General features: G+C 61.8%; 25 protein-coding genes and 1 tRNA gene. 14 read left to right on the top strand and 12 right to left on the bottom strand.

Annotated elements, in window-relative coordinates:
• Window position 1: 1 nt before the first annotated feature.
• Window positions 2-922, bottom strand: coding sequence for a substrate-binding domain-containing protein (locus BB347_RS04045; protein WP_076578154.1), 921 nt, complete (start codon window positions 920-922; stop codon window positions 2-4).
• Window positions 923-1,194: 272 nt separating this feature from the next.
• Between BB347_RS04045 and BB347_RS04040 the strand changes: the two genes are divergently transcribed.
• Window positions 1,195-1,536, top strand: coding sequence for a hypothetical protein (locus tag BB347_RS04040; protein WP_076578156.1), 342 nt, complete (start codon window positions 1,195-1,197; stop codon window positions 1,534-1,536).
• Window positions 1,537-1,704: 168 nt separating this feature from the next.
• Here BB347_RS04040 and mct read toward each other — a convergent pair whose 3' ends face one another.
• Window positions 1,705-2,877, bottom strand: a complete 1,173-nt coding sequence (gene mct, locus BB347_RS04035; protein ID WP_076578158.1) for a succinyl-CoA:mesaconate CoA-transferase — start codon at window positions 2,875-2,877, stop codon at window positions 1,705-1,707.
• A gap of 138 nt (window positions 2,878-3,015) precedes the next feature.
• Between mct and glmS the strand changes: the two genes are divergently transcribed.
• The 6 genes from glmS to BB347_RS04005 all read left to right on the top strand — a co-directional run bounded on the left by glmS (window position 3,016) and on the right by BB347_RS04005 (window position 10,084).
• On the top strand, window positions 3,016-3,471 hold the full coding sequence (gene glmS, locus BB347_RS04030; RefSeq protein WP_076578160.1) for a methylaspartate mutase subunit S: 456 nt from the start codon (window positions 3,016-3,018) through the stop codon (window positions 3,469-3,471).
• A complete protein-coding gene (locus BB347_RS04025) occupies window positions 3,472-4,905 on the top strand; it encodes a methylaspartate mutase subunit E (RefSeq protein WP_076578162.1) in 1,434 nt (477 codons plus the stop codon).
• Window positions 4,906-6,183 (top strand): methylaspartate ammonia-lyase, encoded by a 1,278-nt coding sequence (locus BB347_RS04020; protein ID WP_076578163.1) that lies wholly within the window; start codon window positions 4,906-4,908, stop codon window positions 6,181-6,183.
• Window positions 6,176-7,237 (top strand): 2-methylfumaryl-CoA hydratase, encoded by a 1,062-nt coding sequence (mch, locus tag BB347_RS04015; RefSeq protein ID WP_076578165.1) that lies wholly within the window; start codon window positions 6,176-6,178, stop codon window positions 7,235-7,237. Before BB347_RS04020 ends, mch begins: the two co-directional genes overlap by 8 nt.
• A 61-nt stretch (window positions 7,238-7,298) precedes the next feature.
• On the top strand, window positions 7,299-8,342 hold the full coding sequence (citE, locus tag BB347_RS04010; protein WP_076578167.1) for an L-malyl-CoA/beta-methylmalyl-CoA lyase: 1,044 nt from the start codon (window positions 7,299-7,301) through the stop codon (window positions 8,340-8,342).
• 275 nt (window positions 8,343-8,617) lie between these two features.
• Entirely contained in the window at window positions 8,618-10,084 is a 1,467-nt protein-coding gene (locus BB347_RS04005) for an MATE family efflux transporter (RefSeq protein WP_076578169.1), read from the top strand.
• Between the two features lie 185 nt (window positions 10,085-10,269).
• Here the strand turns inward: BB347_RS04005 and BB347_RS04000 are convergent.
• Together BB347_RS04000 and BB347_RS03995 are read right to left on the bottom strand one after the other, a co-directional pair.
• Window positions 10,270-10,353: transfer RNA gene (locus BB347_RS04000), tRNA-Ser, on the bottom strand.
• Window positions 10,354-10,393: 40 nt separating this feature from the next.
• A complete protein-coding gene (locus BB347_RS03995; protein WP_076578171.1) occupies window positions 10,394-11,161 on the bottom strand; it encodes a hypothetical protein in 768 nt (255 codons plus the stop codon).
• A gap of 152 nt (window positions 11,162-11,313) precedes the next feature.
• On the opposite strand from BB347_RS03995, the gene BB347_RS03990 reads away from it, so the two are divergent.
• Window positions 11,314-11,550 carry a hypothetical protein gene (locus BB347_RS03990; RefSeq protein WP_076578173.1) on the top strand — a complete coding sequence of 79 codons (237 nt, stop codon included), beginning with the start codon at window positions 11,314-11,316 and terminating at the stop codon, window positions 11,548-11,550.
• Between the two features lie 38 nt (window positions 11,551-11,588).
• Here BB347_RS03990 and BB347_RS03985 read toward each other — a convergent pair whose 3' ends face one another.
• From BB347_RS03985 to BB347_RS03970, 4 genes are all read right to left on the bottom strand, one after another.
• On the bottom strand, window positions 11,589-12,203 hold the full coding sequence (locus tag BB347_RS03985) for a uracil-DNA glycosylase (protein WP_076578175.1): 615 nt from the start codon (window positions 12,201-12,203) through the stop codon (window positions 11,589-11,591).
• A 105-nt stretch (window positions 12,204-12,308) separates the two neighbouring features.
• Window positions 12,309-12,557, bottom strand: a complete 249-nt coding sequence (locus BB347_RS03980) for a hypothetical protein (RefSeq protein ID WP_076578177.1) — start codon at window positions 12,555-12,557, stop codon at window positions 12,309-12,311.
• Complete coding sequence (locus tag BB347_RS03975; protein ID WP_076578179.1) at window positions 12,554-13,630, bottom strand: Mrp/NBP35 family ATP-binding protein; 1,077 nt, start codon at window positions 13,628-13,630, stop codon at window positions 12,554-12,556. Before BB347_RS03975 ends, BB347_RS03980 begins: the two co-directional genes overlap by 4 nt.
• A gap of 72 nt (window positions 13,631-13,702) precedes the next feature.
• The gene (locus tag BB347_RS03970) at window positions 13,703-14,026 is read right to left on the bottom strand and encodes a hypothetical protein (RefSeq protein WP_076578181.1); all 324 of its coding nucleotides are present in this window, start codon (window positions 14,024-14,026) and stop codon (window positions 13,703-13,705) included.
• A 144-nt stretch (window positions 14,027-14,170) separates the two neighbouring features.
• Between BB347_RS03970 and BB347_RS03965 the strand changes: the two genes are divergently transcribed.
• A complete protein-coding gene (locus BB347_RS03965; protein WP_076578183.1) occupies window positions 14,171-14,494 on the top strand; it encodes a DUF5783 family protein in 324 nt (107 codons plus the stop codon).
• A gap of 88 nt (window positions 14,495-14,582) precedes the next feature.
• Here BB347_RS03965 and BB347_RS03960 read toward each other — a convergent pair whose 3' ends face one another.
• Window positions 14,583-15,842, bottom strand: a complete 1,260-nt coding sequence (locus BB347_RS03960) for a polysaccharide deacetylase family protein (RefSeq protein WP_076578185.1) — start codon at window positions 15,840-15,842, stop codon at window positions 14,583-14,585.
• Window positions 15,843-16,366: 524 nt separating this feature from the next.
• Between BB347_RS03960 and BB347_RS03955 the strand changes: the two genes are divergently transcribed.
• Window positions 16,367-17,218 (top strand): translation initiation factor eIF-2B, encoded by an 852-nt coding sequence (locus tag BB347_RS03955; RefSeq protein ID WP_076578187.1) that lies wholly within the window; start codon window positions 16,367-16,369, stop codon window positions 17,216-17,218.
• Window positions 17,219-17,278: 60 nt separating this feature from the next.
• Here BB347_RS03955 and BB347_RS03950 read toward each other — a convergent pair whose 3' ends face one another.
• Window positions 17,279-17,983 carry a ThuA domain-containing protein gene (locus tag BB347_RS03950; RefSeq protein WP_076580119.1) on the bottom strand — a complete coding sequence of 235 codons (705 nt, stop codon included), beginning with the start codon at window positions 17,981-17,983 and terminating at the stop codon, window positions 17,279-17,281.
• Between the two features lie 276 nt (window positions 17,984-18,259).
• Here BB347_RS03950 and BB347_RS03945 point away from each other — a divergent pair, with 276 nt between their 5' ends.
• Both BB347_RS03945 and BB347_RS03940 read left to right on the top strand, forming a co-directional pair.
• The gene (locus BB347_RS03945; protein WP_076580121.1) at window positions 18,260-19,375 is read left to right on the top strand and encodes a Gfo/Idh/MocA family protein; all 1,116 of its coding nucleotides are present in this window, start codon (window positions 18,260-18,262) and stop codon (window positions 19,373-19,375) included.
• A gap of 139 nt (window positions 19,376-19,514) precedes the next feature.
• On the top strand, window positions 19,515-19,904 hold the full coding sequence (locus tag BB347_RS03940) for a hypothetical protein (RefSeq protein ID WP_076578189.1): 390 nt from the start codon (window positions 19,515-19,517) through the stop codon (window positions 19,902-19,904).
• 226 nt (window positions 19,905-20,130) lie between these two features.
• Here BB347_RS03940 and psmB read toward each other — a convergent pair whose 3' ends face one another.
• Entirely contained in the window at window positions 20,131-20,862 is a 732-nt protein-coding gene (psmB, locus tag BB347_RS03935) for an archaeal proteasome endopeptidase complex subunit beta (protein WP_076578191.1), read from the bottom strand.
• Window positions 20,863-20,990: 128 nt separating this feature from the next.
• Window positions 20,991-21,170 (bottom strand): hypothetical protein, encoded by a 180-nt coding sequence (locus BB347_RS03930; protein WP_076578193.1) that lies wholly within the window; start codon window positions 21,168-21,170, stop codon window positions 20,991-20,993.
• 307 nt (window positions 21,171-21,477) lie between these two features.
• Here BB347_RS03930 and BB347_RS03925 point away from each other — a divergent pair, with 307 nt between their 5' ends.
• Both BB347_RS03925 and BB347_RS03920 read left to right on the top strand, forming a co-directional pair.
• Entirely contained in the window at window positions 21,478-21,834 is a 357-nt protein-coding gene (locus BB347_RS03925) for a DUF555 domain-containing protein (RefSeq protein WP_076578195.1), read from the top strand.
• A gap of 87 nt (window positions 21,835-21,921) precedes the next feature.
• Complete coding sequence (locus BB347_RS03920; RefSeq protein ID WP_076578197.1) at window positions 21,922-22,461, top strand: CBS domain-containing protein; 540 nt, start codon at window positions 21,922-21,924, stop codon at window positions 22,459-22,461.
• Window positions 22,462-22,483 lie beyond the last annotated feature (22 nt).

The following is a 22,483-nucleotide window of genomic DNA, read 5'->3' as shown; positions in this document are numbered from 1 at the left end:
CTTACTCGGACGGCTCCCACTCCTCTGGCACGTACTGCTGAAAGTTCGGTTCGTCTGCGATCGCTTCGGGGTAAAACAGTTGCTCTCCTTCGACCGTGTACTCCTCGATCAGTTCCTGCCCCTCGAGACTCGTGATGAATCCGATGTACGCCATCGCCAGATCGTACTCGACGTTGTCGTGCTCGGCCGGGTCGACGGCGACGATTCCGTAGGGGTTCGCGAGCAGTTCCGGCCCGTCTTCGATCGGTCCCTCGACGTGGATCTCGAGTTCGAGTTCGCTTTGCATCGAGAGGTAGGTTCCCCGGTCGGCGAGCGTGTACCCGCCGCCCTGGTCCGTCTGAATGAGGACTTCGCCCATTCCGTCACCGGCCTCCTGGTACTCGCCGCGGTCGTCGCCGACGCCCGCTTCCGCCCAGATCTCGAGTTCTTTCGTGTGCGTTCCGGAGTCGTCCCCGCGCGAGACGAACGTCGAGTCCGTGTCGGCGATCGTCGCGAACGCGTCTTCGACGTCGTCGCCACCGCCGATGCCTGCGGGGTCGTCGGGGTCGCCGACGACGATGAAGTCGTTGAACATCAGATCGCGTCGGTTGACGCCGTAGCCCTCCTCGAGGAACTCGTCTTCTTGGGAACGGGCGTGGACCATCACCACGTCCGAATCGCCGCTCCGTGCCGTCTCGAGTGCGGCCCCCGTCCCCTGTCCGATGGTTTCGACGGTGACGCCGAATCGCTCTTCGAACGCCAGATTGAGTTCGTCGAGCAGCCCCGTGTCGTACGTACTCGTGGTCGTGGTGAGACGGAGCGTCTCGCCGTGTATGTCGGCTCCATCCGGGTTGTCGTCGTTCCCCAGGCCGACGCAGCCAGCGAGTCCGATCGTCACAGCGCTTCCGATACCTGCAAGCGCCCGTCTCCGATGTATCGCCATGGACACCACGTTAGAGCGGACAGACATATGTGTTTTGGCATGCCGAAACGACATTGAGTTTACAAGCGTGTCAAAGGCGCTTCATCACCAGAATACGTAACCATATTAATTTACTTTCGAACAACATAGGTGTCTGAATCGGTTACGACAATGTGAACGAGCACCCGGGCCGATAACTGTAATTAATATATCATCTGTACTCGAGCGCCGAACACGTACCGAACACACACGAGTTCCAAAATTATTATAATATTTGAATAGTCAGATACTTTATGGAAGGCTCGGGACGGTCGCACACGCATCCGCCGGTCGGGATTCGACTGCTGTGTCTCGTCGCAGCGGCCTTTCCGATCCTTTTGCTGGCGATGGTGCCGTTCCTCGTCCTCGAAGCACCGTTGTTCGCCGTCGGAGGAGCGATCGTTTCGGTGCTACAGTTGCTCCTCCTTTTGGGCCTCTGGACGCTCCAATCGTGGGCGTGGTCCTGGGGACTGCTCGCGCTCGCGCTGAACTCCCTGATCAGCATCCACGACGGGAACCCGCTCGGGCTAACACTTTCCCTGATACTCCTGATTTACCTCTGGAGTCACCGATCGACCTTTCGAGCGCACGGGTGAGTAGTCTTCCTCGAACTTCCGTACCCTTCCTCGATTTTCTGTAGTCGGATACGTCGCAGGCCCCTCGAGTGCCGTTACAACGATTCGACCACTTCGCCGGGACAGTACGCGGGGCGAGGGTGGGTATCCGAACGCCCGCAAAGCGCGATAGAAGGAGACGCCGTCAGATCAGTCGTCGGCCGTCGTTTCGGCTTCTTCGCCGAGTACCTCCTCGCGGTGCTCGTCGAGCAACGGCGCGCGACCGCGGGGCTGGGGCGTCGTCTCGCTCATTTTGATCGGGTTACCCGCGATTTCGACGTCGCGGTCGGCACCAGGCTGTTCGACGGGCACGAGCATATCCCGGATACGGACGTGTTCGTCCTCGAAGATTTCCTCGGTGGTCTGGACCTTGGCGGCCGGAACCCGCCCTTCGAGTTTGCCCACCAGTTCTTCGTTCGTCTGCTCTACGGTCCAGTTGGCGATTTCGTCCCGGAGACTCTCTCGGTTCTCGAGGCGTTCTGGCGTGGTCGGGTACGATTCGGAGAGGTCCTCGCGACCCATTATCTCACAGAGTTCGGCCCAGTGGTTGTTGTTGAACGCGGCGATAACGGCGTAGCCGTCTGCGGTTTCGAAGGCGTTGTAGGGAAACAGCGTCGGGTGGGAGTTGCCCCGCCGGGAGGGTGCTTCCCCGGAGTACGACTGCTGGTAGATCGCCCGTTCGGTGAAACTGATCATGGAGTCGTACATGCCGGTGTCGACGTACTGGCCCTCGCCGGTCTGTTCGCGGTGGTTCACGGCTGCGAGGATACCGATGCAGTTCAGCGTGGCGGTAAAGAGGTCGCCGACGCCGGGGCCGGTTTTGGTCGGTGGCCCGTCCGGTTGTCCGGTCGTCTCCATCACGCCGCCAAGCGCCTGGGCGATGAGATCGAACGACGGCTGGCCTTGACGATCTGTTTCGCCCGTACGCGGGTCACCGAACCCGCGAATCGAGGAGTAGATGAGATTCTCGTTGTACTCGGTGAGCGTCTCGTAGCCCAGATCGTACTTCTCCATCGTCCCGGCGCGGTAGTTCTCGACGACGATGTCGGCTTCTTCGACGAGCGAGAGGAAATCGTCGCGATCCGTTTCGTCGCCGAGGTTGAGTTCGATACTCTTCTTGCCGCGATTCACACTCTGGAAGTACCCGCCGTAGGCTTCCTTCTCGGGGTCGTCGACGAACGGTGGATTCGACCGAATCATATCGCCACCCGGACGCTCGATCTTGACGACGTCAGCGCCCATATCCGCGAGTAACATCGTGCAGTACGGCCCAGCAAGCACCTGGGTCAGATCGAGCACGCGCAGATTCGAAAGTGCTCCCATGTACCGGTCACTTCTAAAACCACGACCAAAACCCTTACCATCGATCATGTATATTGTGTCGCTGTGCCATAGGGGGGCTGTAAGGATGTTTAAGGAGTATTATCATGGAAGATCATTAGGTTTATAGTGGCGTTCCTCATGATTCATCATACGATGTCCCAAACGGTCGTCCTCGGCGTGATCGGTTCCGATGCACACGTCGTTGGAATCACAATCTTAGAGCAGGCCTTCAGTGCAGCAGGCTTCGACGTTGTTAACCTCGGTGTCCAGACCTCCCAGGAGGAGTTCGCCGAGGAAGCGGTAACTCACGACGCCGAGGCCGTACTGGTCTCGTCGCTCTACGGCCACGCCGAGCAGGACTGTCAGGGATTCCACGAGGTCCTCGCAGAGTCCGACGTCGACGCCGTCACCTACATCGGTGGCAACCTCGCCGTTGGGCAGGACGAGTTCGACCAGACTCGCCGGACGTTCCGGAAGCTGGGCTTCGACCGCGTCTTCGACTCGGAAACGGACCCCGAAGACGCGATCGAGGCGCTTCGAGAGGACCTCCAAATCACACCGACCGAGTCTGAACGCGCTACTATCAGTTCCTAGATGATACGAGACGAACGTATTCCAGCCGACGAGCTACGGCGTATCGACGAGGAGATTCGGTCTGACTGGGAGACGGGTGCGGACGTCGACTTCGAGGAAGCGATCGAGTACCACGAGTCGCTGCCAGATCGCAAGCGATTCGCGGACGTCCTCGAGTCGGCCGACAAACCGCTCCTACAGCCTCGAGCCGGCGTTCCCCGGCTCGACGATCAGATCGAACTCTCGAAATACCTCCACGAGGAGGGGCAGGCGGACCTCATCCCGACGACGATTGACTCGTACACGCGCGACAACGAGTACGAGAAGGCCCAGCAGGGCCTCGAGAAAGCTCGAGAGACGGGCGACGACACGCTCAACGGCTTTCCCGCGGTCAACCACGGCGTCGACGGCTGTCGGAAGCTGATCGACGCGGTCGACGCGCCGATCGAAGTGCGCCACGGCACGCCCGACGCTCGACTGCTGGCGGCGATCACCTTCGCCGGCGGCTTCCAGAGCTTCGAAGGCGGGCCGATCTCCTACAACATCCCCTACACGAAACGCCACGGGCTCGAGGAGACCATCGAGCGCTGGCAGTTCGTGGACCGACTGGCGGGAGCCTACACCGAACGCGGCATCCGGATTAACCGGGAGCCCTTCGGCCCACTCACGGGAACGCTCGTCCCGCCGTCGATCGCGATCGCGATTATGATCGTCGAGGGGCAACTCGCGGCGACACAGGGCGTCCGCTCGATCACCCTCGGCTACGGGCAGGTCGGCAACGTCGTCCAGGACGTCGCCGCGCTGAACGCGCTCAAGAAGCTGGGCAACGAGTACCTCCCCGACGAGGTCGTCGTTACGACCGTCTTCCACGAGTGGATGGGCGGCTTCCCGCCGGACGAGGCGCGCGCCAACGGCGTGATCAGCCTCGGCGGGATGACCGCCGCCATCGCACAACCGGATAAGGTCATCACCAAGTCGCCCCAGGAGTTCCAGGGCGTGCCGACGAAGGAGGCGAACGCCTCTGGCCTGCGCACGACGCGACAGGTCATCGATATGGCCATCGAACAGAAGATCGATATCGACGGGATCGACGAGGAACAGGACCTCATCGAACGGGAGACGCGGTGTCTGATGGACACCATCTTTACCCACGGCGACGGCGACGTCGTCCAGGGGACGCTCAAGGCGTTCGACTCCGGGGCACTCGACGTGCCGTTCGCCCCGAGTGACAGCGCACGGGGTGCGGTCCTCCCCGCTCGAGACGACGACGGTCGCGTCCGCATCTTCGAGTGGGCCGACCTCGAGATGGACGACGACATCAAAGAGATTCACAAGGCGCGACTCTCCCAACGGGCGGACACCGAGGGTCGCAAACAGTCGTTCCGAATGGTTGCAGACGACGTCGACGCGATCAGCGACGGCAAACTCATCGGCAGACCACAGGGTGACGTCTAAATGGAAATTACAGGGATATACGCAACGCCCGGCTACTCCGGGTTCTTCTTCGACGACCAGCGCGCGATCAAGCAAGGAGCACAGCAGGACGGATTCACGTACACGGGAACGCCCGTCACGGAGGGCTTCGACGAGATTCGACAAGCCGGCGAAACGCTCATCGTCGACATCGAACTCGCGGACGGCACCGTCGTCCGAGGTGACTGTGCAGCCGTGCAGTACTCCGGCGCAGGGGGACGCGACCCGCTGTTCAAAGCCGAGGAGTACGCCCCCGTCGTCGAGGGTCCACTCGCCAATGAACTCGAGGGCCGTGACGCCACTGCATTCCTCGACAACGCCGAGACGCTCGAGGAGTTGCAAGTCGATGGAACACGCCTCCACACAGCGATTCGCTACGGCGTCTCACAGGCCTTGCTCGCCGCCGCGGCTGAAGCGGACAACACGACGCAGACGGACGTGCTGGCCGACGCCCTTGGGACCGAGCCTGCCGAAGAACCGGTGCCGGTCTTCGGCCAATCCGGCGACGCTCGTTACACCAACACCGAGAAAATGTTCGTCAAAGGCGTGCCGGTCTTGCCACACGCGCTGATCAACAGCGTCGAGAAAATCGGCGAAGACGGCGGGACCTTGCGCGAGTACGTCGAGTGGCTCACGGAACGCTCACAGGAACTCGGCCCCGACGGCTACGAGCCGCGATTCCACATCGACGTCTACGGCATGATCGGCGAGGTCTTCGGCGCGCCCTACGACCGCGACGAGGTCGTCGACTACTTTGCGGACCTCGAGGAGGCCGCCGCACCCTACCCGCTCCAGATCGAGGGGCCGATGGACGTCGGCGCTCGCGCGGAACAGATCGAGGCGATGGTCGAACTCCGCGATGGACTCGCTGACGCCGGTGTCGACGTCGACATCGTCGCCGACGAGTGGTGTAACACCTTCGAGGACGTGCAGGCGTTCGTCGACGCCGGAGCGGCCGACATCGTGCAGATCAAGACGCCCGACCTCGGTGGCATTCACCGGAGCGGACAAGCCGTTCGCTACTGCGAGGGAACCGACACTCGAGCGTACCTCGGCGGGACGTGCAACGAGACGGAAATCTCTTCGCGGGCCTGCGCACACGTTGCGCTCGCGACGAACGCCGCGCAGGTGCTCGCAAAGCCCGGTATGGGATTCGACGAGGGCTACATGATCGTCGAGAACGAGATGCGGCGGACGATCGCCCGACGCGAACGGGAACAGTTAACAGCAGACGCGGATGAGGTGACAGCAGATGACTGAGTGGACTGATCCTGAGACGTTCGCACAGGCACTCGAGCAGGTCGAGACCAAAGAGAAAGGAAACTGTTTCGAGGACTTTGCGGAGGGAGACGTCATCGAACACGATCCCGGCCTCACGCTCACCCAATTCGGGAACGAACAGTGGATGGGCCAGACGCTGAACCACGACCCTGCGTACTGGCGTACCGACGCCGCCGAGGCGCGTGGATTCGACGAACCGCCGGTTCACCCCGACTACCTGACGGCTGCGACGCTCGGAATCACCGTCGAGGACTTGAGCGAGAAGGGCGGTTACTTCCTCGGTCGAACCGACGTTCGCTTCCCGGAGTCGCCGGTGTACACGGGCACCGAACTCCACGTCGAAAGCGAAGTCGTCAACCGAGCGACCTCGAGTTCCCGACCGGAGTACGGCATCGTCTCCTGGCGAACTCGCGGAAAAGACGCCGAGACGGGCGACGTGTTGTGTTCGTACGAACGGACGAACATGATCCCGCGACGTGAGCCGCTCGCGACTGACGGGAGCGGTGCGACAGCGACCGAGGACGACGACGAACCCGAACTTCCCGATACGTTCGTCACGCCCGAGGGAGGCTACTACGAGGACTTCGTCGAGGCACTCGAGACGGCGGCGGACGAAGACGCCGCCGTCGCCTACCGCCACGAGCGCGGTCGCACCCAAGACGACGTAACGGTCGCACAGCTCCCGCTGTCGACGCTGAACACGGCCAAACAACACCACAACGTCGACGTCATGTCCGATTCCCCCTCGGGGAACATCGTCACCTACGGCGACGTGACCCGGTCGACCGCGCTGGGGCACGCTCGCTCGGACGAACAGACCTGGCGCGAAGTCGGCTTCGACGACGAATCCTTCCACACGTTCGTCGCCGTCGGCGACACCGTCTACGCGTTTACGCGCGTCCTCTCCGCCGAAAACGACGCCTCGAGCGACCGAGCAGGAACCGTCACCTTCGAGCACATCGCCTTCAACCAGGACGACGAACCTGTCTACTCGGGGACACGCACGGCGGAGATTCAAAAGCGTTCTAACTAACACGATCGAATATCACAAACGACCGCACTCACGACCATATCCACGACTTCAAATTCCAACGATGACAGACGACACTCGACTCTGCCGAACCTTCCAGACTGCACCGGCCGCCGTTCCGAAAGACGACTCGGCGAAGTACCTGCGCTCCGGCCTCGAGGCCGAGGGCTTTCAGGCACCCGACTGGCTCGTCCCCGACATGGAGGACGGGACCGCGCCGAACATGAAAGACAAGGGCCTCGAGAACACCATCGAACTCGTCCCCGAACACGAATTCGCGGGCGAAATCTGGCCCCGCGTCGAGTGGAGCTACGAGGACGAATCGTTCCGATCGCGCGGCCGTGAACAGATCGACCAGCTCGTCGGCGAAATCGGCGACGAAATCGAAGGCGTCGTCGTCCCCAAGGTCGGTCGCGTCGAAGACGTCGAACGAGCAGCCGAAGCCGTCGCGGAAGCGGAATCCGAACACGGCCACGCAGACGGCTCGATCAAGCTCGCGATCATCGTCGAAACCGGCCGCGCACGCTCGGACCTCCGCGAAATTTCGAAGTTCGGCGAGGAGTCCCGTCTCACCGCACTGGTCTTCGGTCCCGTCGACTACGCCGCCGAACTCGGCGCTCGCGACCTCGGAGACGGTCGCCCGCGCTGGGACGCCCTCCTCGAGGAACTCTCGAACGAAGCGAGTGCCGGCGACCTCCTCTGTATCGGCGGTCCCTTCGACGACCTCTTCAAGGAACGCGCCGGCCTGACGTACTACAACGCCGACGCCTACGCGGACCAGGTCGAACACGAAGCCCACCTCGGACTCGACGGCTCCTGGTCGCTGTATCCGAAGCAGACCGTGCAGGCCAACACGGTTCACATGCCGACGCCCGAGGAACTCGAGCGCGACGTGAGCAAGATCGAGCGCTTCAACGAGGCCAAAGCCGAGGGGACGGGAGCGGTCACGCTCGATGGGCAGATGGTCGACGAAGCGACGTTCAAGGTGTTCCGAAACACGGTTCAGCAGGTTCGTGCGATCGACGGCACTCGACCGGCACAGACTGAAGAGTACTACGACGAAGGGCTGTTGAGCCGCGCACGCGACCTCGACCTTTCCTACCAGTAATCTGCTGACCTGGGGCCGTTTCTCCCTTGTTTTGGGCCGTTCCAGTACGTTCGTTTGTGAGTCGGTTCCCAGAGACTGTCTCTCACAAAACGCCTATAGGCACTGACTGACTAGTCAGTCAGTATGTGGCAATCGAATGGGAGGTCCCCACAAAATACGTTCGAGCGGATTCTGTTCGATACGGAGGTCCTCCAGCGGGCGGTTATGCACTGTCCGGTGAATTTGCGTGCTTGGCTGCCGGCTTTGGTGACTAGCTCTCCACTCGTTGGTGAACGATGACGGCAACCGGTGAGGATCGTTCCGTCGACGTGACCGACGGCGAGTTGCTCAAACCGATCGTCTTTCTGGCGATTCCGCTGATCGTCACGCAGTTGCTCCAGGTCGCGTACAACATCGCGGACACGTTCTGGGTCGGCCGCGTGAGTGCCGACGCGGTCGCGGCGATCTCTTTCGCCTTCCCCATCATCTTCCTCATTATCTCCATCGGCGGCGGCTTCACCGTCGCCGGAACGATCCTGATCGCCCAGCACAAGGGCGCGGACAACCACGAGGAGGTCGATCACGTCGTCGGGCAGACGATGTCGTTCGTCCTGCTCGTCTCCATCGTCGCGTCGATAATCGGCTACATCTTCACGCCGCAGTTGCTCACCCTCGTCGGCGCGGACGCCGGCAGTGCGGTCCACGAGATGGCCGTCAGTTACACGCGAACCTGGTTCCTCGGGACCGTTACCGTCTTCGCGTTCTTCATGTTTCAGGCGCTGTTGCGCGGGTGGGGAGACACCCGAACGCCGATGTACCTGATGGCGATCAGCGTCGTCCTCAACATCGTCCTCGACCCCTTCCTTATTCTCGGGTTCGAAGACAACCCCGTCTTCAGCGTCGTCGGCCTCGAGTCCCTCGAGGCGACGCTCTACTCGATGACAGGCTTCACCGGACTCGACGTGCAGGGAGCCGCCATCGCGACGGTGATCAGTCGCGCGGTCGGCGCAGCGGTCGGCATCTGGCTGCTCGTCTCCGGCCAATTGGGAATCCGTCCGACGCTCTCGCAGTTCCGACTGCAACTCGAGACGGTCAAAACGATCGTTCGGCTTGGAATCCCCGCCGGTATCGAGCAGAGTACTCGAGCGCTCGGCCTCGCGGTGTTGACGGCGCTGGTTGCGATCGCCGGCTCCGATGCCGTCGCCGCCTACGGCGTCGGCGGTCGCGTCTACGCCGTCTTTACGCTGCTCTCGCTGGGCGTCGCACAGGCAACCGAGGTCGTCGTCGGGCAGAATCTCGGTGCCGATCAGACGGGTCGTGCTCGCCGCGGCGTGTTGTTGAACGCAGGGATCATCGGCGGGGCGTTCGCGGCGATGAGCGTCGCCGTCTACGCGTTCGCACCGGAGATTATCGAGATCTTCCTCACGGAAGACGAGTCCGGACAGGTCGTCCAGATGGGTGCCGACTTCCTGATGATCGTCGGTCCGACGTTCGCCTTCCTCGGCGTCTTCCAGATCCTGATGGGTGCGTTCCGCGGGAGCGGAAGCACCCGAATCGCGATGGCGTTTTCGATCCTCTCGCTGTGGATCATCCAAATTCCCGTCGCACTCGCGTTGATCGAGTGGGCTGGAATCGGTGAAACGGGGGTCTGGTACGCGATGGCACTGTCGAACGTCGTCAGCGTCCTCGTCGCCGGCCTCTGGTTCCTCCGCGGAACGTGGACGGACGATGTCGTCTCCGGACGACCTTCGGCAGCTGAGTAAGTGGCTCGCTCGAGACGTACTCGAGGGTCCTGAAAGGGAGGTGAGTTGTGGATGGTGGGGATGGGATTTGAACTACGCCCAGACGTGCTCGCTTCGCTGCGCGCGACTGGTCTAGTTCAAATCCCACGTTTCGCTTTCTGCTCGAAAGACTCCCCACTACGTTCGTCGTATTTTCTCGCAGAAAGCGGTGGGGATGGGATTTGAACCCATGAGGCTTGACAGCCACCTGCTCTCAAGGCAGGCGCGTTGGGCCGCTCTGCCACCCCACCTCACCTCTTGCTTTTCCGTCCGCTCAAAAAGGGTTATCGGTTACGCTCGCTCGAGCGTCCCCCCGGAACCCACCGAGAGGTCGAGGTCGTCGACGACGGTGGCCGTCGCTTCGGCGCGCAGCGTTCCCGCGTGGCGACGGGCCTCGAGGAGCGAGACGGTCGATCGAAGTCCGGCGGGTGTAGCGACGGTCGGGAGCATCGGAGCGAATCCGACCTCGAGACCCGCGTTGCGTGCTCGCTCGGCGAGCGTCGGGAGTTCGGGACCCACGTACGCGTCGGTGAAGTCGATCGGCTCGTGAAAAGCGGCGAAATACGTACTCCCGTCCGACGATGGACCGAGAACGACGTCCTTTCGCCGGGTCGACATCGCCGCGCCGTCGAGTTCCGTTCGTCGGACGAGCGCAGCAGTCGGTTCGAGAACACCGACGCTGCCGGCGTCTTCGCGCTCGAGGAGGTGCGTGACGGTGTTCCCGACTCTGGCGCTGTGACTCGAGCCGACCTGTCGCTCGAAGCGGATGCTATCAGTATCGGCTTCGGTAGCACTCTCGGCAGGGATCCCGAGCGCGTCGGTCGCGAGATTCCGAACGTCGTCCTCGGGGTCACCGGACGCGACGTCGTCGGGGAGCGTCTCCGCGTCCCGATAGTTGACCAGCAACTCGCCGCCACTCGAAGCGACCGCTCGGAGTACGTCGACGACGCTCGCTTCGTATAGCCGACAGGCCTCTGTGGCTGATAGCGGTGCGTTCTCGACGAGCGATGGGAGAACGAGTCCCTCTCGAGGCGGATCGACCGGAACGACGACCAGCATGGCCGATACTCCGGGTGGGTGGGCCTTGAACGCGGCGCTTCCCGGTGTCGGGACCCGGCGACGCTTGCGCCCCAGTCCCATCTCGCCTTGTCCTGTCCAGGTACCGACCGAACGTCGGGTGAATTATAGTGGTGGGACGCGAGCACTCGCGCATGGACGAACAAGCGATTTCGCGATCGATTCCGCGCTCGGTTGGATTGCTCGGCTCCCTCTCTATCGCTGCACTCGCAGTCGTCGGCCTCCTCGGGGCCGTCGATGGCTACCTCCTCGAGTCGAGTGAGTACCTCGCGCCGACGGCCGCCGTCCTCGTCGTCACGGCGCTCGTCGTCGGTTCGCTAATCGCCCTCGGTGCCCGTTCCAAGCAGTGGCGAGCGGGTCCGTACTGGTAGCCACACTGTCGGTGCTACACGACCCGACGAACCGATTTTCAGCGATCTCGTTGTCCCTTCGTCTGGCGATAATCCGACGCCATGAGGTCGACGAACCCCTCGAGCCACACTTGCGTCTGTTCGTCGGTCTGCTCGCGTGGGGCGACCATCGGAACGAGTTCGAAGCCGCGGCCACGGATTCGAGCCGCGTGCGCTGCAGGGAGCGAAAGCTCGTCGACTGGGGTCGTCGTGTACGTCGCCCCGAGTTCCGCGAGGGCGCGCTCGCCGACGGGGACGAGGATCTCCGGGTTGATCATCCGAATTTCGGCGTTGAGGTACGGTTCACAGTTGCCGATTTCGTCGGCTGTCGGCCGTCGGTCGGGGTCGCGACACCGCGTCAAATTCGTGAGATAGACGTTCTCGACCTGCGGTGCGTCTGGTGGCGAGGTCGAATCGCAGAGACCGAGGCGCTCGAGCATCCGTCGGAGCGTGGCCCCTTCCTCACCATCGGATCGATCGGTTGCGGGTTCTGCGAACGGTACCCCGAGTTGGTCAGCACGCTCGGATGGTCGTTCGCCGACGAACAGAAAGTCCGCATCCACGTCGCCGTAGCCGTGGACGACCTGCGTGCGTGTTTCACAGAGCGCCGGACAGTTCTGGCACTCCTCGTCCATCCCGTAGGGGTTGCTTCGAGAGCGTTGATTCGCGTCCACACTCGAGTGTCGTGATAGAAGCGCAAAAGCGACGCGGCCGCGAGCGGTGGCGGTTGCGGAGTCGAGTTAGCGACCGAGACCGCCGCGCTCGGTGACCTCGAGGATGAATTTGACGTTGCGGACGATCGATTCGGGCGACGTGTCCTCGCTCGCGTCGTAGAGGTCGCTGGTGCGATAGAGGATGTTCGCGAGTTGTTTGCTCTCGCTCGTTTCGCCACGGACGTCGTCCGCGATTTCGCGAAGCGTGGCGACGCGTTCGGGATCAGCGGTGAACTCGCCCGCCGCGGTGGCATCGTCGGTCGCCTCGTCGCTCATCGGTCGGGCGTGACGGCACCGCTTTGCCTGCTCTGGGAGATGCCGCGTCGGTGGACGATACCGGTGTTGTTCGCGACGTTTTCGGTGATCGTCCGGAACGCGTCGCCCGTCGAGGAGTCGTCCTCGAGGACGGTCGGCTTCCCGCCGTCGCCGCCTTCTCGGACGGCTGGATCGAGGGGAACCGATCCGAGGAACGGCATCTCGTGGGTCTCGGCGAACTCCTCGCCGCCGCCGGAGCCGAAGATGTCGTGTTCGCCGCCACAGTCGGGACAGGAGAACGTCGACATGTTCTCGGCGATGCCCAACACGACGGTGTCGTGTTTGGCGAACATCTCGAGTCCTTTCCGAGCGTCGTCGAGTGCGACGTCCTGTGGTGTGGTGACGATGACCGATCCGGTGACGGGCATGGTCTGGAGCATTGTCAGTTGGGTGTCGCCGGTCCCCGGCGGAAGGTCGATGATGAGGTAATCGAGGTGTCCCCACTCGACGTCCTCGGTGAGTTGCGTGATGACCTTGTGGACCATCGGGCCGCGCCAGATGACTGGGTCGTCCTCGCCGGTGAGAAACGCCATGCTCATCAGCTTGACCCCGTACTTCTCTGGCGGAACGAGCGTCTCCTCCTCGGTGGTCATCGGCGGCTCGTCGGCGTCGACCATCCGCGGAACGTTCGGCCCGTACACGTCGGCGTCGAAGAGACCGACGCGAGCCCCGAGTTGTGAGAGTCCGGCTGCGAGGTTCACCGACAGCGTCGACTTTCCGACGCCACCTTTCCCCGAGGAGACGGCGATAACGTTCTTGACGTTGGGCAGTACCTGGTCCTCGCTCGCGAGATCGTCGCGATCTGGAATGCTCGCCGAGAGCTCCGGTTCGAGGCCCTCGTCGACGAGCACCTGGCGGATTTCGGCAGCCATGTCGCTTTCGGTGGGTGAGTACGGTGCACCGAGGGCGAGATCCACTTCGACGGTGTCGTCATCGACGCTGATGTCGTTGACGAGTCCGAGCGAGACGATATCGTCTCCGAGTTCCGGGTCGTCGACCGTCCGGAGGCGGTCGCGAACGGCGTCTTCGTCCATATCCGTAGGTGGAACTGGCCGTCGAAAAGGGTTGTGTTCGACCGAAAGCGCCGATGGCGGACGTCAGCGACGCTACGCGTTGAAATCGAATCGCGGACCGCCGTACGTCGGCGGATCAGGCTCGAGTTCCACGCCGTGTTCGTAGCGGACGAAGTTGAGGTAAAACGGACGCCCACAGCCCTCGAGTGGATCTCCCTCGAGATCGGTGACGGGGCCGTCCTCGCCGCAGACGAAGGCGATCCCGTCGGCTTCCTCGCGATTCGGATCGTCCGGCGTGGCGTACTCCCACCCCGGCTGCGTGGTCGTCGTAACCGATCGATCGGTGAGTTCCGGCGGCCGCTCGAGGCTGACGACGGCGTCGCAGTGGGGGCAGGTGTATCGAACGGTAACGCTCATGCGTGGAGCTAGCGGCGTCGTGCGTGTAAATCTGTGGCCGGTCCGGGCTGCGACTTGGAACGGGGACCCGCGTCAGATCGATCGATCACTCTCTCGAGGGTGGCTTTCCGAACCGTTTACTCGCTGGCCCGTCCACACGCTGGCATGACCGAGTTCGATCCCGAAAAGTTCGAGGAGAAGTACGTCTACTACTTCGAGGAACTCGAGGAAGCCTACTCGAACGCGTACAACCAGCTACACGGACGGTACGATTCGGCGGTGCTTCGGGCGATCGACCGGAAGGTATTGAGCGAGAGCGAACCGTTTTACGACGGTGACGGCGAGTTCAGCGTCGAACTCCCGGACGACGCTCGAGAGCGCGTCGGCCCGGTTGCCGACCACGAGCAGTTCGAGACGGTGCTCACGGAACTCCGCGAGCGAATCGAGCGCGAACTCCGACGGATCTTCGGGTTCGACGACGAGACGTGACAGACGGACGGACGAACGAACGAACTTCCGACCGCACGTTCCGCCGAAGTGTCGGTTTGGAGTTCAGGTGAAGCGTCGAAACTCGGCGTCAGTAGACGTACTCCTCTGCCATCTCGACGGGGGAGATCGTCTCGAGGTGTCCCGCTGCTTCGAGTTCGGCGATCCGTGAGACCGTCTCCTCGAGCGCCTCGTAGGAATCCTCGTCGTCGATTTCGTAGAACGGGATCGCCGTGATGCCGCCGTGCTCGGCCGTCCACTCGACGACGTCGGCGGCTTCGAACGGCTCGGGTGAACTGGTGAGCGAACACAGATACGGGTTTCCGGCATAACCCTGTGCCCTCGCCGAGCCAGCAAACCCGAGATCGTAGTGTTCCGCGACGAGTTCGTACGAGGCTTCTGAATATACTGCACCTGGATAGGCGAAAAACCGACCGTCGTCCGCGTACCCTCCGTCCTCGAGCCACTCGGTCGGGCCGACGATCTCGGCTGCCAACTCGCTGCTCGAGCCTCCGTCGAGGTGTGAACCTCGAGCGGCGTAACTGCCGATCGTCCAGTCGGCACCGGCGAGCGACGCGATTTGTCCCTCCGTCAGTCGATTTTCGCCGTTTCCGGATTCGGTACCGATTCGCTCGGGAGGAACGAACGCACTTCCCGTGACGCCGTACTCCTCGAGGAGCGAGAGCGCGACCGTATAGTGCGATTCGTATCCGCCGTGGAACTGGAGCATAACCCGTCCCGTCTCGGGTTTTGGGACGAAGTGGAAGTCGTCGACCCAGAGCTGGACTCCGTCGGCGTCTTCGTCGCCCCAGTGGACGATTTGGAGGACGAAAATTTCGCTGAGGTCGGGATCGCCCCGGATGCGAGTGAGCCCGAAGTTCTTGCGCGTTAACGGCATGCCATCGAGCACACGCTGACTGTACTCGACGTAGTCGCCGTCGGCGTCTTGAAGTTGAATCCTGACGACGCTCCCTCGTTCGCTCGCGACGGCGAGACCGGGTGCGACGGTTCGGATGTCGATCGGATCATTGAGCGTGCGACGGATTCGAGTCTGGCCCTCGTCATCGGCTTCGAAGACGACCGACTGCGACCCCTCGTAGTATCGATCCGTATCCACGTCGAACGAGCCGATATCCTGTCTAACGCGCCAGCGCTCGAGGGTTTCGAAGTCGTCGAACGTCCCGGTCGGTGGCGGCGAGGCCGGACCCGCGTCTGCGAATTCGTCGTCATCGTCGGGATCCTCGCCGATTACGTCTTCTTCATCCACCCCTTCGGTTTGACCGAGACCGACACCGGCGAACCCCGTTGCACCGAGAGCGAGGCCCGTCGTTAGATAGGTTCGTCGGTTCATTGATCCGTCTCTGTTGCACGATCGATTCGGTGAGTCATCTGTACGTTTCTGCCCGAGGGCGAGCCAGTGAATTGTTATACTGAGAATAGATTGGGAAACGGAGCGTCAACTGATTTCGAACGCGGGTAAGCGAAGAAAACAAGAGTTCACCGCCATCGATTGGGGGCTCTTACACTCACCGATGCGCGGCTCGACTCGAACTCCTCGAGGCGACGCGCAGACGCGACGAGGGGGCTCGAAACGAGGGTCGTTGTGTCCTTGCAGTCACCATTCTCGGAAGCCAATGACCGATTGACCGGCGAGAAATCGCCTCCAGGAGACGCCCGAAATCAGATACCGTGTGGGAGTGACTGTCCGCTCGAGTTGCCAGTGCCATTGTCACTCCCACTGCCATTCGCGTCGCCACTCGAGATACAGACGGGAGTCAGCTTGTACCGACAGAGGCGTCGAGTCGTCGCTCGTCGCGTCGCCTTCGATCGGATACGACCCGAACACCTTTGGCGCTCACGAGAATCTGTCCGAGTATGATCGACGAGACGGTCGAGGAGATACAGGAAATGCAGACTCACAGCTCCTCGGTAGTGGCGGTACGTGCGACACGGGCTCTCGAGGAACTGGTCGATCGAGAGTTCGCCACCGTCGAAGAGTACGTCCGTTCGTTGGAACGAAACGGTACCGTCCTTCGGCGGGCAAACCCATCTCACGCCTCGCTTCAGACGGCAGTTAGGGAGGTCGTCACCGCCGTCGAAGACGCCGACCTCGACAGCGTCGAGGCAGCCAAGCGCCACACGCGAGAGCAAATCGACGCCGTCGTCTCCCGAGTCGAGGCCGCCAAACGTTTGGCGGCAGAGAACGCGGCCGACGTTCTCGAGGACGGTGCGACCTTGTTGACACACGATTATTCCTCGACGGTGCTCGAGGCGCTCGAATACGCGACGACGGCCGGCAAATCGTTCGACGTCTACATTACGGAGGCTCGGCCCCGATTCATCGGCCGCAAGACGGCACGCAGACTCGCTAAAATGGACAACGTCGACGCCACCTTGATCACCGATAGCGCCCACGGACTCTCCCTCGAGGAGTGCGACCGCGTCGTCGTCGGTATGGATTGTATCGTCGACGAAACGCTGTACAACCGCGTCGGGACGTTTCCCATCGCGGCGACCGCTGCACAACTCGACGTTCCCGTCACCGTCCTCGGATCGGCGTCGAAGATCGTCGAGGAGGGATTCGTCTTCGAAAACGAGTACCGTGCTGGCAGCGAGGTCATGCCCGAACCCGCCGACGGCTTCGCGATCGAAAACCCGAACTACGACGCGACGCCGGTCGAGTTACTCGAGAGCGTCGTCACAGACGAGGGGCGCGAGTACTTCTAAGGGAGCGAGAAACTGCGTTCGGCTATCGCCTCGAGAAACGATGTCACCGTGCCCTCACCGTCACTCGCGTTCACCGAACGTTCGCGGTGAGCCGTCCGTCGGTGAGGCCCACGCGACCGCGTTGCGGAGAACGCGTCGGATCTCTTCGTTTTCGTAGATCGGGTACGTTTCGTGACCTGGACGAAAGTAGAAGATTCGCCCGCTCCCTCGCCGGTAACAACACCCGCTGCGAAACACCTCGCCCCCCTCGAACCAACTGAGGAAAACCAATCGGTCGGGTTCGGGAACGTCGAAGGGCTCACCGTACATCTCCGTCCGTGGCAACTCGAGTGACTCGTCGAGTCCGTCGACGATGGGGTGTCCCGGGTCGACCACCCAGAGGCGCTCCGTCTCGCCCGCTTCTCGATACTGGAGGCTACACGTCGTCCCCATGAGTCGCTTGAACGGTTTCGAGTAGTGAGCCGAGTGAAGGGCGATCAGCCCCATGCCCTCGAGGACGCGCCGGTGAACGCGGTCGACGATTTCGTCGGCGACCTCGTCGTGGGCCTCGTGGCCCCACCACAGTAGGACATCTGTTCGCTCGAGAACGTCCTCGGTGAGGCCGTGATCGGGTTCCTCGAGCGTTGCGTACTGGATGTCGTGTACACGCTCGCCGTCGGTGAGCCCGTCAGCGATCGTTTCGTGGATACCGTCCGGATAGACGGCAGCAACGTCGTCATCCTCGCGTTCGTGTCGAAACTCGTTCCAGATCGTGACCGTCGCCATCGAGTGATCTTCATCGCCCACTCGCTTAGTAGGGACGTATCGCACCACTGAATCTCTCGAAGAAATATGGATTTACTCGGTACTACCGATTGATGGTAGAATAACATAGCAAATGTCGTGAATTACACTGTAACCGTGGCGATAAAGTGGTCACAACCCTTATTTTGATCGGCGGCTGCCTCTCTGTATGGACTGGGAGCGTACACGATCGAGGACGAAATGGACCGTTTCTTCTTCCATCTCTATCCGACGTGCTTGGAAACTGGTGATTTTACGATGATCGGCGCGGGGATTGGTGTGGGGGTTGTCGGTCTCGGTGGAATGGGTCACCTCCACGCCCGACACGTGACGGAACTCGGTGCGAACGTCGTCGCCGGCGCTGACCTCGTCGAGGCACAGCGTGAGCGCTTCGAGACGGAGTTCGATGCACAAACGTACGAGACTCACGACGGCCTCGTCGACAACGACACCGTCGACGCCGTTATCGTGACGACTCCGAATCGCTTCCACGAACCGATCGCGATCGACGCGCTCGAGGCCGGCTGTGACGTGCTCGTCGAGAAACCACTCGCACACACCCTCGAGAGCGCGCGCCGAATCGCTCGCGCGGCGGCCGACGCGGACGGAATTTGCATGGTGGGCTTTCACAACCGTCACGCCGCGTCGATGGCCATGTTCGACGACCACCACACTCGCGGCCGATTCGGTGATCTCACACACATCGAAGCGAACTACGTCCGACGACGAGGTGTTCCCGGCCCCGGCTCCTGGTTTACGAATCCCGAACTCGCCGGCGGCGGCGCGCTCCTCGATATCGGCGTTCACGCACTCGACCTCGCCCTCTACACCCTCGATTTCCCACAGATTACGGAGGTCTCCGGTGTAACCAGAACGACGTTCGGCTCCGCCGAGGAGTACGCCGACCCCGACGGATTCGGCGACGCGTGGGACGGAAAGAGCGAGACGTACGACGTCGACGACTCCGTCAGCGCGTTCATCCGCTGTGAGAACGGTGAAACGATCTCGCTCGAGGCCGCCTGGGCGACGAATCGCGAGGAGAGTATGGACTTTCGGATTCGCGGCACGGAAGCGGGCGCGCAGTTCGATATCGGCGACACGGCCCTGGACATTCTCGAGACCGGAACGGCCGGCTGCGATCACTACGCCGACTCGACGCTCACCGGCGACGCGTCGGTGACCGGATACACCGAACAGGACGAACAGTTCCTTCGCGCAGTCGCCACTGAAGCCGAACCCGAAACCAATACCATCGAAGAAGCGCTGACCGTCCAGCGCGTCATCGACGCCATCTACCGCTCGAGCGAAACCGGCCGCGCGGCCCAACTCGAAGCCCCCGAACTCGAGGCAGAACAGTGTGCAAAGCTTCAGTGAGCGCCGATTGGTGGTGACGTTTTACGGTGGGATGGGCCGCCGTGTTCGAACCTGCCCGCCAGTTCTCAGCGGACATAAAAATAACGCCAGTACTGTGAGGAAATAGTTACATACACCGTCGTCGTAAGATGTCACTGCAATGCAACGACGAGCGGCACTCAAAGCGATTGGTGTATCGGTCCTGGCAGGAGCGACGCTGACGAGTACGGCGTCGGCAACCGAAGACGGTCCACGCGTCGTCGACGTCGACTCCGAAATCTCCACCGAAAACACCGATGCCGGTGACGAGTATTCCGTCGAGTACGACGGCAATACCGTCATCATCACCGGTGGGACGACGGTTCCCGAGTCGTGTTACGAGGCTGAAGTCGTCGGTATCGACTCCTCGAGCGCTGGTGACGTCGTTCAGGTCGCCCCACACCGCTATGGCGAGATCTGTACGCAGGTTATCTCTCGGTTGACGTTCGAAATCGAACTCGAGTACGACGACGAACCGAACGACGTCTCCGTCGAGTTCGTCGACCAGTAACGATCACTCTCTTTTCTCGGGTCTCGAGGTGCAACGAGAGCGAGAACGCAAGCGAGTATCGATTCGAATCACGACGCGTGAGTACGGCCGTCGTCACACGCCTCACTGAGTCGTACTCGTCTCACTCGAGTGATGGACGAAACGAGCGGATGGCATTTCGTCGTCTTCAGGAGCAGACGCCCGTTGGTTCGTTCGTCACGCGAAACGCGAAATTGGAGTAACTGCGTTAGACGACTTCGTCGAAATCGTGGTGACCGTGGATGTCGACGCCGTCTTCGGTGATCTCACAGAGGAAGACACCGTTACCGGAGCCGGTGTCGCGTTCGGCAGCAGATTTGATGGAACGTGCGGCGATGGTCGTCGCCTCGTCGTTCGAGAGGTCGTCCTCGTAGGCCTGTTCTAAGTGGCCGTAGGCGAGTTGCATTCCCGACCCCGTCACGGTGTAGTCATCTTTCATGACGCCACCCGCGGGATCGATGCTGTATACGTGGCTGCCCTCGTCGTCCACCCCACCCAGAATCGGGTGGATAGCGAAGAACGGACCGCCGCGAGCGAAGTTCCCTGCGAGCGTCGCGAGCGCGTCGATGCTCATGCCCTCGCCGCGTCGGGATTCGAAGAGGTTCACTTCGGCCCGAAGCGTTTCGATGAACGACTGCGCACCGCCGACGCTGCCGACGAGAGTCAGTGCGCCGGTCGGGTGAATCTGCTCGACCTTCTGGACGTTTTTGTTCGAGACGAATCGACCGCCGAGGCTCGCGCGCATGTCCGTCGCGATGACGACGCCGTCCGTGGTCGTGATTCCGATCGTCGTCGTTCCCGTCTTGTTGACGTTATCGAGGTCCGCACGCGAGAGATCGTTCTGTGGGATCGTTCCGATCTCTGGGCTGTAGGGGTCCGTCTCGTCGGCCAACTGATCGACCGTGCGGGAGAACTCCGAGTGATGTTGCGGTGTGCGCATTGACCGAACGTTACGACAGGGAGGATATAAAACACCGGCGGTCACCGCCGCGGTTTCCGCTATCAGCACCGATGGCTCTCGAGCGAGATGACCGATAGCGCCATTCGACGATAAAACGATGCTTTGGCTTACGGTGTCTGTGACTGACTTGCTTCGTAGGCGTCCTCGACGCTCTCGAGGAGTCGGTGGACCGGAAGAGTAACTCCAGCTTGGCGGGCGGCGATTGCGAGTGGCATCACGGCGATACCGATCACAATACACAGCTGGTACAGTGCGAACAGACTCGCGTGGTACACGCGGGATTTCATCAGCGTTCACTGGGTGCCAATCGGAGGGTGTATATAAACTTTCTTGATATACACCAGGCATAATGATCAACCCTGCAAAACCAACCCGACGCCGCCTTGCGATTCAACTCCACTTGCACTCGATACAATTCGAGACGAACTCGAGGCGATGTACGGCTATGTATGCAGCAATCGACCTGTGCAATTCTCATAACGTATGAGAATCATCCGTCGTTCGTGCGCACCGTGGACCCACTGAGGAGTGCGCCTCGCTCGCACGCCGGCGACGAACCGCAAGACAGGAAACCCCCCGGACCGACCACCTGATATGGCCAATTATCTCGTCGCGATGGAAGCCGCGTGGCTCGTTCGTGACGTCGAGGAGATCGACGACGCAATCGGCGTCGCGGTCAGCGAAGCCGGGAAGCGACTCAACAGCGAAAACATGGACTACGTCGAGGTCGAAGTCGGTGCGACGGGCTGTCCGGCCTGTGGCGAACCGTTCGATTCCGCCTTCGTCGCGGCGAATACCGCGCTCGTCGGTCTCGGTCTCGAGATGGAAGTGTTCAACGCGGACAGCGAGGAACACGCCTCTCGGATCGCAAAGAGCGAAGTCGGCGGTGCCCTTCGCGACGTGCCACTCTCGGTCGTTGACCTCATCGACGTCTCCGAAGACGAAGACTAATTCTGTGGTCCGTCGCGTCGATGCTCGATGCCGTCGGATCCTGCACTGACCCAAAGGATTTTCTATAACCGTTAGTTATTGAGCCGTATGGAGCTCCCGACACCCGCCGACCTCCGCCAGCGCCGGACCGAACTCGGGTTGACCCAGAGTGAACTCGCGAATACGGCGGACGTCTCCCAGCCGTTGATCGCCCGTATCGAAGGCGGTGACGTGGACCCTCGTTTGTCGACACTCCGACGGATCGTCAACGCCCTCGAGAAGGCCGAAAGCGACGTCGTTCGCGCGGAGAACTTGATGAACGAGGCCGTCGTCAACGTCTCTCCCGACGACGCCGTCAAGGAAGCCGCGCGCAAGATGGAAGAAGAGGCGTACTCGCAACTGGCCGTCATCCAAGAGGGGATTCCCGTCGGTTCGATCAGTCAGAGCGACCTCGTCCACCTCGACTCCGAGGCTCGAGACGAACCCGTCGAAGCGCACATGAGCGAGAGCTTCCCGACGGTTTCGAAAGACGCCACGCTCGACGAAATCAGCAACCTGCTCGAGCACTACAAGGCCGTGATGATCACCGAAGCGGGCGAAACCGTCGGCATCATCACCGAAGCAGATCTTGCCAGACGGTTCTCCTAATCGGATCGCGACAGTCGTCTCG

The sequence above is a fragment of the Natronorubrum daqingense genome, assembly GCF_001971705.1.
Taxonomy (GTDB): Archaea; Halobacteriota; Halobacteria; order Halobacteriales; family Natrialbaceae; genus Natronorubrum; species Natronorubrum daqingense.
Note: the sequence above shows the minus strand (reverse complement) of the source record. Positions and strands in the feature narration are given on the sequence as shown.